We start from the raw sequence: 11,179 nt of genomic DNA, 5'->3' as shown, positions 1-11,179 counted from the left end.
ATACCCAGAACGTCTACTTGACCCTTTTCGCTCCCCAACACTCCCAGAAAGGAGAGGACAGCCCGGTAACATTATCAAATGAACGAACCGTCTCCGCTCGGTAACATTATCTTTTGATTTGACAGGTGCTCGATTTCTGCCCCCTACGCCGTCCAGCGACGCACAAATTCCGTCAGCAGGCGCACGCCATAGCCCGTCGCCCCCTCAGGGATGTATGGGTTATCCTTGGCGTTGGCGGCCAGCCCGGCCATGTCGATGTGTGCCCAGGCCGGATAGCTGACGAAATGCTTGAGAAAGGTCGCGGAAGCGCCTACCCCGCTGGTGCGTCCGCCCGTGTTTTGAATATCCGCCACTTTGGACTCAATCGCTTTCTCGTACTCAGGATAGAGCGGTAACGGCCACAGCTTCTCATTGGTGGCCTCGGCTGCCGCCAGCAATACATCACGCAGTGCGTCGCTGGTGCTGAAAAGCCCGGCAGCCACCGCCCCCAGCGCCACCACACAGGCCCCGGTCAGGGTGGCGATATCCACAACCGCTGAAGGCTTGAAGCGGGCAGCAAACACCAGCGCATCGGCCAGCAACATGCGCCCTTCCGCGTCAGTGTTGCTGATCTCGATCGTCACCCCGTTGCTGGCCCGGATCACCTCCTGTGGCCGGTAAGCGTGTCCGCTGATCATGTTGTCGGCGGCAGGAACCAGCCCGACCACGTGCAGCGGCACTTTGAGCGCCCCGATGGCCCGTAACGCCCCGATCACGGCGGCCCCGCCGGCCATATCCGTTTTCATGGTAGCCATGCTCTCCGTGGGCTTCAGGTTGTAGCCGCCGGTGTCGAACGTGATGCCTTTGCCCACCAGAACAATAGACGGCAGCTCACCTGCCCGTGTAGCATTGTGCTCCAAGATAATGAAGCGCGGCGGTGTTTCTGACCCCTGGGCCACCGCCAGCAGCGCGTTCATCCCCAGCGCCTGCATCTGCCCGCGTTCCAGCACCTGCACCCTCAGGCCGACAGCATCCGCAGCCGCAGTCGCCGCCTCAGCCAGGTAAGACGGTGTGCAGATGTTGGGCGGCAGGTTCACCAGATCGCGGGCCAGCGTTACCCCGGCTACCACCGCCTCAGCCTGTTCAACGGCCTGCTGCACTGCCGCCGCTTCCCCCTCTCCTGCCAGCAGTTCGAGCGCCTCAACCTCCGGAAGACTCTCACCCTGACGAGGAGCCTGATAGCGGTACAACGCCAGCCGCGTGCCTTCCACCACCGCATAGGCCGCTGCCGCTGCGGAAAGTCCCTCTTGCCCCGCGCCATGCAGGATGGTCGCCAGCCGTTTGACCTTGAGATCGCGGGCCTTCAGGGCAGCATGTGCAGCGGCATGGCGTACAGCTTCAACGTTCAATTCGGACTGCTTGCCCAGTCCCACCAGCATCACCCGGCGGGCGGGCAAAGCCCCCCGCGGGTAGAGTACCACTACCTGCCCGCTGGCTCCGGTAAAATCGCCAGCACCGAGCAAATCACTCACTGCACCGTTCAGCGCCTCATCAACCAGACGTGCAGCCCCCTCCGGGGCGGTTACGCCCTCAAACAGGCTAATCACCACCGCCTCAGCATCGGATTCCTGGATCGCCCCGGTCAGCACCCGAATATCCATGGCAAACCTCTCGATCTTGCAAGTATGCGCAGTGGCGGATAGGCTACCGCGCTTCAGCCAGACGTTGCCAAGTGTCACGCAAAACGGAGCTATTTTCAAGGCATCGGCGTGCCCGGACCCCCGTTCACTTGACGACGATTATCCGGCGGCAACCGCACCAGCCAGCGCCCCTGCCTCGTCTGGCCTGCACACAACACGCCGTTGCAGTACAATGACAGGTGTTACGACCGGCGGCCAGAACAGCAAGAAAACGCTCATGCTTCCTGAAAGACGTTACCGGACTGCTATCGTTGCCCTGCGCCACGGCAACTGGGAGGACGCCGCCCACCATCTGTTGACCATTGCGGCGGAGTATCCCTCCTATCGCGATGTGGAACAGGTGCTCACCCGGCTGGAGAGAACCCGGCCAGCCGCCTACTGGCGCGCCGTCGTCGAAGTCGCTCTGGCCCGCAACGCCTGGGATCGCGCCGCCAGGGCGCTGGAGCGCCTCAGCGATCTTAACCCGGCTCCGGCGGACCTGGAGGTGCTGCGCAGCCGCCTTGAGGCGCAGATGACCGCACTTACCACTCCCGCCGTGACTCCACAGCCGGCCCCACCGGTCAGCACGGAAGCGCCGCCAGCCCTCGCGGCAACGCCAGCAACTACCTTAACGATCCTTGCTCCGCCGTCTTCATCCACCGCAACGCCTGCGCCTGCCGCCATGTCCTCCACCGCCGTTATCACGCCGGCGGAACAGGCGGCGCCGGTAGGCCAGGGCGATTCCAGGAGCGTCTCCCCGGCGTTTCGCAATCCCTTGTATGACTTTGTCGCCGATCCGCTGCCCATCCCCGACGAGGATGCCCGTCCTGCTGCCGCTCCGGCCACATCCCCACCAGTGTCATCGAGCGATCAGAATTCCCAGCCGGACAAAGGCGCCATCGCCGCGAGTGGAGATGCTACACTGCCCGCAGGTGCTCAGCCGCCTTCCACCGCGGACAACCCTGCCCCGCCCGCGGAAAGCTGATCTGGCGAGCAGGCCATCACCCCGGTGAAGCCGCCAGCACAGGCAGCCAGAAACCCGTCTCCCTGAATCCCCAGCGAGCGTATAGCTGCCGGGATGCCTGGTTGCTGCGCTGGGTATTAACCGTTGTCAGGGGCAACCCTGCCGCCCTCAGAACCGGAACTGCCTCATGCAGCAGGGCAGTGGCGACTCCGCAACGCTGAAAAACGGGGGCAGTGGCCAGCCGTGCCAGATGAGCTTCGCCGTCTATGGCGGTGACCAGGGCGTAACCGGCCGGTCTCCCGGCTACCTCGGCCAGCAGAAAGACTGCCGCCTGCCTGCTGGCCACCTGCAAGTCGCCAGTGTCTAATCGCCAGCAGGGCGCAAATGTAGCCCGGTCGACGGCCTTCACCATCCCCAGCAATCCATCATTGACCGGGATCATGCACAGCGCGTCCGGTCGTGGAGCCTGAGGAGGTAACGGCGCATCCGGCGCACGCTCCAGCAGAATGACATCCTCAACCCGGCGAAAGCCGGCCTCCAGCAGGGGATAATGCGCCCACTCCGCCAGAACAATAACGTAGACCTCGCGGACACCCTCAGCCCGCAAATGTGAAGCCAGACATGACCAGAGCTGGCGGGTCGCCCGGCCCAGGCTGATGCCCCTGCCCACTGCCAGCACGCGCAGCCAGCACACCCCTTCTTCCGGAACGCTGGTTGCCATGACAGCGACCGCCTCTCTGCCGTCATATCCAGCGCAGACAGTGATGGCAGGATCGGCCAGCCATTCCTCCGGCGTCCGCCAGTCAAGGTGCGTCATGACAAATTGCGTATCCGCCAATAGCGGTAACACGCTGTGCCTGGCATCTACGGATACCAGACGCGGTACGATAGACCTGCTGAACAACATTGGCAACAGCAACCTATGGTTCCAGAGTTGCCAGGGCTTCGGCAGCCGGAACAAAGTTCGGGTTGATCAGGAGCGCCTGGCGCAAATTGAGAATAGCACGCTCAGTCTCGCCGAGCGCGGCTCTGGCCAGCCCGGCATAGTAATACGTTTCCTCAATGGCATGTTCGCCTTCCGGCGTGGTTGCCAGGTTGAAGCGCACCAGGTCAAGCATATCATAGTAGCGTCCTGCCCTGTAGTAGGCTTCAAATGGGCCGAACTGATACCACAGCATCCGCCAGGGCAATCCCTGGCCCGTCGTCCGCGCCCGGTCGAAGGCCAGCGCAGCCTGTTCGTATTGCCCCAGTAGAACATAGCTTGTTCCCAGGTTGAACCAGGCAAACGGATCATCGCTGCTGGCGGCGGCCTCCTGCCGGGCAACAGCCAGCGCACGCTCGAAATTCGACTGTACATCGGCGTCATCGCCAAGCAGCGCCAGCACCGCAGCTTCCTCTTCCGGCGGGTAGAGCACAATGTACACCCGGTTGAAATGCCGCCAGTAGCGGTCGAAATCATCCTGCCGGTAGATTGTATCCGGCCCCAGGTAGGAATCCTGGCTGAGAATCGTCCCGGCGAGATCGTCGTAGCCCGCCACAAGGAGATAGTGCCCCATCCAGTCCTCATCGCCCGGCTCAAAACCTGCCGCCACCACAACCGGGTAACCTGCGTTGACCAGCTGCCGCAGCCGATCCAGGTCCCCGGCATAGCGCACCAGCGCTCGAACAGGCGTGAACTGGTTGACAAACGCGGCCATCTGGTCCGCGCTGACATTCTTATCTTCAGGGTCAGGTTTGAGCCACCGGGCAGCCACGATCTGATCGTTGGCCCAGCCGTAGTAGCTCAGGGCCATCGTCAGCGTTGCCGGACCGCAATTGTTCCAGCCCTGATACTCGTGACGGAAACCAGTCAGGTGGGCCGTCAGCGGCAACCTTTCCCCGCCCTGGGCAGCGACAGGTATGGCCAGGCTCATCAGCAGTATCACCAGCAAGCCCCGCGTGACCCGGCCAGATATCCCTTTCATCGGTCAACAATGCCTTTCCCCCGGTGAGCTTCGTTTCAGCAACGTTTGCACAGCGGTTCACCGGTTGCGCTGTAAGGCCATTCTGCAGACAAACTGCGCTAAAATCAACCCAAACGCTGATCTTGCGGTTCTCCAGAGCACCCGGACAGGGGGAGACAGGTATGCGCCAGCACGTCGATCTGCTGATCACCCATGCGCGACAGTTGTGCACCATCCCGCCCCATAACAACGGCCCACAGCGCGGGCATGCCCTGGGTGATCTGGGGCTGATCGAAGATGGCGCTCTGGCCATCCAAGATGGCCTTGTGCAGGCCGTTGGCCTGACCGAATCGATCACCGCCACCTATAGCGCCGACGACGTCATCGATGCTGGCGGGCGGCTGGTAACGCCCGGCCTGGTTGATCCGCACACCCATCTGGTCTGGGCCGGGGACCGGGCTGAGGAGTTCGAACGGCGTATCAGGGGCGCGACGTACCAGCAGATCATGGCGGAGGGAGGCGGGATCAACCGGACGGTCCAGGCTACCCGTCAGGCTAGCCTGGATGAACTGGTGACTACCGGCCTGCAACGCCTTGATCTGGCCCTCCAACACGGCACAACCACTGTAGAGATCAAGACGGGCTATGGTCTGAGCACCGCTGAGGAGATCAAGATGCTCAGTGCCATCGCCCTGCTGGACGCGGAACATCCGATCCGCGTCATCCCGACTTTTCTGGGCGCGCACGCAGTGCCGCCGGAATACACCGGCCAGTCTGACGCCTACGTTGACCTGGTAATAAAGGAAATGTTGCCGGCTGTTGCCGCCTGGAAGGCAGAGCACTGGCCGGGCGTGATGTTCTGCGATGTCTTCTGCGAGGAAGGCGCTTTCACGCTTGAGCAAACGCGCTGCATTCTGGAAGCCGCTCTCAAAGCCGGTTTGAAGCTGAAGATCCATGTCGATGAGTTCGTGGCGCTGGGCGGGACGCGCCTCGGTGTTGAGCTGGGGGTAACCTCCCTCGATCATCTTGACGTCACTCCCGATGAGGAGATCGCGCTACTCGGTGCCAGCCAGACCGTCGCCGTTGCCCTGCCCACCACGCCTTTCGGGCTGGGCAGCAGTCACTACCCGCCAGTGAAAAAGCTGCTCGACGCGGGTGCGATCCTCGCCCTGGCGACCGACTGTAATCCCGGTCCGGCCTGGACGGAGAACCTGCAGTTTGTCCTGGCGCTGGCTACCCGCTATCAGCGCCTGACCCAGGCCCAGGCGCTCGTGGCCTGCACGCTCAATGCGGCGTGGGCGCTGGCGCTGGGCGACCAGCTCGGGAGTCTGGAATCGGGCCGCGCCGCCGATGTGGTAATCTGGCGCACCGGCGACTACCGCGAACTGGGCTACCACTTTGGCGTCAACCTAGTCGAGCAGGTGATCGTCGCTGGACGGCCTGTCTACACCGCGCCGCGCTGAGCGACTCTACGGAAAGGGCTAGATACCTTGCAGATTGACCAGAGCCAGATCATCCTCACTGGCGCTGCCTCCGGCATAGGCCGCGCCTTGCTGGGTTTGCTGGTAGATCACCCCTGCCGGGTTATCGCCGTCGATATCCAGCCTGACCGTCTGGAGGACGCCATCCGGGCAGCAGGCGGCCAGGCAGAAGTGATCCCGTACGTCGGTGACATGGGAAACGCGCAGGATATCGATGCGCTCTTTGACCTGGCCCTGTCAGCGCTGGGGGGCATTGATCTCCTGATCGCCTGTGCAGGCTTCGCCTACTATGAAAAGCTGGAACAGGCGGAATGGGATCGGCTGGCGCGCATCTTTGAAGTCAATACCCTGGGGCCGATCTATGCCGCTGTCCGCATGAGGGAGATTAACCGCGACCGTCCGTATAAAGTCGTCATGGTGGCCTCAGCAATGGCTCGCCTGGCTATACCGGGATATGCCATCTACAGCGCCACCAAAGCAGCGCTGGATCGCTTCGCCGAAGGCTACCGGCTGGAACTGGACGATCCGGCGCGGTTGCTGCTGGTGTATCCGATTGGCACCCGAACTGGCTTTTTCCACCGTTCAGCCCGCGGCAAAGACGCGCCCTACCCCTGGCCTACCCAGAACGCCGAACACGTCGCCCGGTGCATCCTGCGCGGGATCGAGCGCGATCAACAGGCTGTACACCCATCCCGTCTGTTTATGGCACTGCTGCTGGCGGACCGCCTGTTTCCATTGACCCGGCGCCTGGAGCAGGCGATTGAATTGCGCCGCTTCCGCCGCTGGCTGCACCAGATGTAACATCCGGCTACCAGGTAGCATCCAACTTTACAGGATACCTGTTTTATCTCACTACACGAAAGACTGATATATGCTGGCTCGTCTGCGCCGATTCATTCACCGTCACCCTAATCTGGCCTTCCTGCTGGCCCTGCTGATCCTGTTCGGCCTGGCCCAGCTTGTCCTGGGCACACGCCCTTCGCCCATTGAGACTATCGATGCTCTGGAGGCACGAATTTCCGCCGGTCAGCCGGTGATCGTGGAACTCTATTCCAATCTTTGAACGCAGTGCCTGATCGCCAAGCCTATCGTGGATGGGCTAGAAGCCGACCTGCGCGGAAAAGTGGAAGTGTTGCGGCTGGATATTCTGAATGGGCCGGGGCGTGAGCTTGCCCGGCGCTATGGTGTGCGTGCTGTGCCGGTCTTTTTGCTGTTCGATGGACAGGGTAATCTGATCCAACAGCACAGCGGCATTCCTAACCGGGACGCATTGCGCGAGGCCGCGCTTGCCCTCTCCAACCGCGGCTGAGTACAGCGATCGGCAAACGCAGCGTCACGGGTTATGTGCTGCTATGTTCCTCACCCTCGATGCTGTTGATAGTTCGCAACTGATCCCGCAGGGCATTGATCGGGGTCAGGTCGTCGCTGCCAGCCCGGCGATAATACCAGTGCTCCCAGCCATTGCACGGGCCGCCTGCCAGATGCCGCGCAACCTGGTGGATCGAACCAGTCAACTCGCCGCAGCGAACATGGCCGCTGGCCAGCACCAGCGCCGCCCGGTCAGCCCGGCCATCGAAGTAGAGTTCCTGCCCCGGGGTGAGCAGGCCATGCTCCAGAAGGGCGCCGAATGGCACGCGCGGTAAAGCACGCCGTTCCCGGGAGGCCAGGATACCTTCCAAATCCCGCACTGCCTCGACGGCCGCGATCCGTTCCCGTGCCAGCCGTACATAATCCGGATCGCGCTCAATCCCGATCCAGTGGCGGCCCAGCCGCTTGGCGACTGCGCCAGTTGTCCCCGTACCAAAAAACGGATCCAGCACCACATCGCCGGGATTCGAACTGGCCAGGATCACCCGGTAGAGCAGCGCTTCAGGCTTCTGTGTAGCATGAGCTTTTCTGCCGTCCACCTTCAGGCGTTCTTTGCCGCTGCAGATGGGCAGCGCCCAGTCGCTGCGCATTTGCAGGTCGCCATTAAGCGCTTTCATCGCCCGGTAATTGAACGTATAACGCGCGCCTTTATGCTTCTGCACCCACAACAGGGTTTCGTGAGCATTGGCAAAGCGCACTCCCCGGAACTGAGGCATGGGGTTGGTCTTCAGCCAGACAATGTCATTCAGGATCCAGAAGCCCAGATCAAGGAGGATCGTGCCAATCCGGTAGATGTTGTGATAACTGCCGATCACCCACAGCGTACCGGTATCCTTGAGCACACGCCGGCAGGCTGTCAACCAGTCGTGGGTAAAAGCGTCATACGCTGCAAAGCTCTCAAAGCGATCCCAGTCATCGTCTACGGCGTCAACCTGTGTCAGGTTGGGACGCCACAGCGCCCGCTGGAGCTGCAGGTTGTACGGCGGATCGGCGAAGATCAGGTCAACCGACCGCTCCGGGAGCCTGTTAAGCACCTCGATGCAGTCCCCTTCAAGCACCTGGTCAAGTGGCAGGCCAGCGTCACCCATGCAGTCGGCTATTCTCCTTGCTCCTGTATTGCCAAGCCCCACGCGGACTATCCGGCGATCATCTACCTCAGCCGCTGACCAACGGCGGCGTGGGCGAAGGGGTGAAGCTCGGCGTTGGTGTGGCAGGAGTGGCCAGGTCTGGCGTATTGCTTGGTGCCGGTGTCGGCAGCGGTGTATTAGATGGCAATGGTGTCAGCGTTGGCAGAGGCGTGCTGGTGATCGAGGGGGTCGGTGTTGGGTTGACGGGCTGCAACAGACTCTCGTGCATATAGCCTAGAGTCGTAAAAAACTGGCTGTCATCCAGATCGACAATGAACCAGTCACTGGCCATGTAGTCGCGCTCCAGCACACAGATGACCTCTCCTTCGCGCCGGGTGCCGGCCACAGCGCAGCGCGTGCTGGCGCATTCGCGTACGATTGCCTCCGGCACAACCACCCGGAACTCCTGGCAGGGTGGTACTGGCGTTCGCGTAGGAACCGGCGTGAAGCGCGGTAAATCCGTTGGCAGCAATCCGGTTGCCACCGGCGTTTGTGCGGCAGGTGTAAGCGGAGTCACCGCCGCAAAAGTGCCGCGCATGTAGTTGCGCACGCCAATCCAGATGAAATATCCCCCAAAGACCAGCGCCGCCCCGACCAGGATCACCAGCCATGCCGGCGGGCCGCTCTGCCCGGAAGATCGATATCCCATGATCACTCACCGGTAAAACCTGCCACCATCTGGATGAAAGTCTATCAGCGCCAGAAACAGAAACCTGTATCTGCTCGCTGCGATCTCCACTTTCCCCGGACACAGCCTGCACCAATCAGCCAGGTACCCATGCCCCCGGACACAGGCTGATTCTAACATGGATGAGTCACCCATGACAGATAAGAGAAAAACTGAAACGAACCCCCAAATGAAGAATCAAACCAAATCAGCCAGCCACCGGGTAGTAAATTATTCCTAAAAACAATGCCTCACTGTTGACGTTCCGGGGGAGTTGTGTTAACTTACGAGTAGCCTGGTAACGGGTTATCCGATCTAATCATCTTCAGGAGGTATTTTCCCATGTTGTACCTGCCACGTGAAGAAGGTCAGGGTCTCGTCGAGTACGCACTCATTCTCGTCCTGGTCGCCATCGTCGTCATCGTCATCCTGGCCCTGCTCGGCCCGGCCATCGGCAACATCTTCTCCAACATCGTCGCCGCTCTGTAATTCCTGCCCACGCTGGAGGCACCCTTTATGGGTTGCTTCCTTAGTGAAGTCAGCTACCTGGAGGCCCACCCGCATTGGGGTGGGCCTTCTGCTTGTCCGGTTGCACTTTCGGGCGGGGATCAAAGGCTCTGAACTTAAGGCCAGGAAACCCAGAGCTTGCTACAATATTCGGCTATGCATTTGTTCAAGTGTAACAACCAGTTTGTAGCACAACACCAGAGGCGCCAACGCTTTTCGCCCTGCAGGAGGTGAGCACTTCAATGAGTATTAGCCAGCTAGCCCGATCCATTGCGCCATCGCCAACCCTTGCTCTGAACGAAGAGGCGCGGCTCCTGCGCCAGCGGGGTGAGCCGGTCATCAACCTGGGCATTGGCGAGCCAAAGAACAAGGCCCCTATCACGGCGATTCTGTCTTCAGCAGCCCAGCTCAAGAGCGGCGAGATCAAGTACGCACCGACTGATGGCACTCCTTCCCTCAAAAAAGCCATCATCCGCTACACCGAGGAAAACTACAACCGTCTGGTCGCCCCGGAGAACGTGATTGTCTCCACCGGCGCCAAGCACGCCATCTATAACGTGATGTTGTCCATCCTCAACCCACAGGACGAGGTGATCATCCTTGCCCCCTACTGGGTGAGTTACCCCGAAATCGTCAAGATGTGCTACGGTGTGCCGGTCATCGTCACACCGGAAGACGGCACTTTCCACCCGCGGATGGCCGATATTGAGCGCGCCGTCAGCCCCTACACCAAAGCCATCATTGTCAACAGCCCCAACAACCCGTCGGGCCTGGTTTTCTCGTCGGAGTTCATGGCGGAAATCGTGGACTTCTGCGAACGCCGCGATATTTACCTGCTCTCCGATGACATCTACCACAAGCTGGTCTTTGATGGTCGGCAGGCGCCGCCGATCTATCAGTTCACCCAGCGCGATGTCGACTCCTCCAAGATTATCGTCATCAACGGCGTATCCAAACTCTATGGGCTAACCGGGCTGCGCATCGGCTGGACAATCGCCAATCGCACGCTGGTTGAAGTGATGACCAACATCCAGGCCCAAACAACCTCCTGTCCGCCGATCATCTCCCAGGCGGCAGCGGAAGGCGCCCTGACCGGCATCCAGAGCGTGGTTGAAAGCCTGCGCCTGACCATCCAGAACAACCGCGATGTGATCATGCAGGAGTTGCGGATGTTCACCGGCGTTCGGACAGTCCCCCCGCAGGGCACGTTCTATTGCCTGCCGGACTTCCGGGCCTACAGCAACAACTCACTGGAGCTGGCGCAATTCCTGCTAAAGAAGGCCCTGGTGGTAACGGTGCCGGGCAGTACCTTCGGCATGGAAGGCTACCTGCGACTGAGCTTCTCCGGGTCGGTCAAGGACCTGACGGAGGGGATCGCGCGTATGCGCTGGGCGCTCGATCCAAACGCGCCCAACGAGATTTATATCGGGGACCGCAAGATGGTCCGTGACTGGATGTAGGGGA

General features: G+C 61.1%; 11 protein-coding genes and 1 pseudogene. 7 read left to right on the top strand and 5 right to left on the bottom strand.

The window, feature by feature from the left end; genetic code table 11:
* Positions 1–143: 143 nt before the first annotated feature.
* Positions 144–1,640 (bottom strand): leucyl aminopeptidase, encoded by a 1,497-nt coding sequence (locus HPY64_15640; GenBank protein ID NPV68574.1) that lies wholly within the window; start codon positions 1,638–1,640, stop codon positions 144–146.
* A gap of 256 nt (positions 1,641–1,896) precedes the next feature.
* On the opposite strand from HPY64_15640, the gene HPY64_15635 reads away from it, so the two are divergent.
* Positions 1,897–2,643 (top strand): hypothetical protein, encoded by a 747-nt coding sequence (locus HPY64_15635; protein ID NPV68573.1) that lies wholly within the window; start codon positions 1,897–1,899, stop codon positions 2,641–2,643.
* Between the two features lie 16 nt (positions 2,644–2,659).
* Here HPY64_15635 and HPY64_15630 read toward each other — a convergent pair whose 3' ends face one another.
* Together HPY64_15630 and HPY64_15625 are read right to left on the bottom strand one after the other, a co-directional pair.
* A complete protein-coding gene (locus tag HPY64_15630) occupies positions 2,660–3,439 on the bottom strand; it encodes a GNAT family N-acetyltransferase (protein ID NPV68572.1) in 780 nt (259 codons plus the stop codon).
* A 103-nt stretch (positions 3,440–3,542) separates the two neighbouring features.
* The gene (locus HPY64_15625; protein ID NPV68571.1) at positions 3,543–4,586 is read right to left on the bottom strand and encodes a hypothetical protein; all 1,044 of its coding nucleotides are present in this window, start codon (positions 4,584–4,586) and stop codon (positions 3,543–3,545) included.
* A 161-nt stretch (positions 4,587–4,747) separates the two neighbouring features.
* Here HPY64_15625 and HPY64_15620 point away from each other — a divergent pair, with 161 nt between their 5' ends.
* The 4 genes from HPY64_15620 (at position 4,748) to HPY64_15605 (ending at position 7,355) form a co-directional block, all read left to right on the top strand.
* Positions 4,748–6,028 (top strand): imidazolonepropionase, encoded by a 1,281-nt coding sequence (locus HPY64_15620; protein NPV68570.1) that lies wholly within the window; start codon positions 4,748–4,750, stop codon positions 6,026–6,028.
* A gap of 27 nt (positions 6,029–6,055) precedes the next feature.
* Positions 6,056–6,847, top strand: coding sequence for an SDR family NAD(P)-dependent oxidoreductase (locus HPY64_15615; protein NPV68569.1), 792 nt, complete (start codon positions 6,056–6,058; stop codon positions 6,845–6,847).
* Positions 6,848–6,917: 70 nt separating this feature from the next.
* Positions 6,918–7,109 carry a hypothetical protein gene (locus HPY64_15610; protein NPV68568.1) on the top strand — a complete coding sequence of 64 codons (192 nt, stop codon included), beginning with the start codon at positions 6,918–6,920 and terminating at the stop codon, positions 7,107–7,109.
* A 27-nt stretch (positions 7,110–7,136) separates the two neighbouring features.
* Positions 7,137–7,355, top strand: coding sequence for a thioredoxin family protein (locus tag HPY64_15605; GenBank protein NPV68567.1), 219 nt, complete (start codon positions 7,137–7,139; stop codon positions 7,353–7,355).
* Positions 7,356–7,386: 31 nt separating this feature from the next.
* On the opposite strand, the gene HPY64_15600 is transcribed toward HPY64_15605, so the two are convergent.
* Positions 7,387–8,502 carry a site-specific DNA-methyltransferase gene (locus tag HPY64_15600; protein ID NPV68566.1) on the bottom strand — a complete coding sequence of 372 codons (1,116 nt, stop codon included), beginning with the start codon at positions 8,500–8,502 and terminating at the stop codon, positions 7,387–7,389.
* Between the two features lie 70 nt (positions 8,503–8,572).
* Positions 8,573–8,740 (bottom strand): annotated as a pseudogene (locus HPY64_15595) (esterase).
* A gap of 810 nt (positions 8,741–9,550) precedes the next feature.
* On the opposite strand from HPY64_15595, the gene HPY64_15590 reads away from it, so the two are divergent.
* Positions 9,551–9,697 carry a pilus assembly protein gene (locus HPY64_15590; protein NPV68565.1) on the top strand — a complete coding sequence of 49 codons (147 nt, stop codon included), beginning with the start codon at positions 9,551–9,553 and terminating at the stop codon, positions 9,695–9,697.
* A gap of 260 nt (positions 9,698–9,957) precedes the next feature.
* A complete protein-coding gene (locus HPY64_15585) occupies positions 9,958–11,175 on the top strand; it encodes a pyridoxal phosphate-dependent aminotransferase (protein NPV68564.1) in 1,218 nt (405 codons plus the stop codon).
* Positions 11,176–11,179: the final 4 nt, after the last annotated feature.

The sequence above is a fragment of the Anaerolineae bacterium genome (assembly GCA_013178165.1).
In the GTDB taxonomy this organism is placed as follows: Bacteria; Chloroflexota; Anaerolineae; order Aggregatilineales; family Ch27; genus Ch27.
The sequence above is the reverse complement of the archived record's forward strand: the minus strand, read 5'-3'. Positions and strand labels throughout refer to the sequence as shown.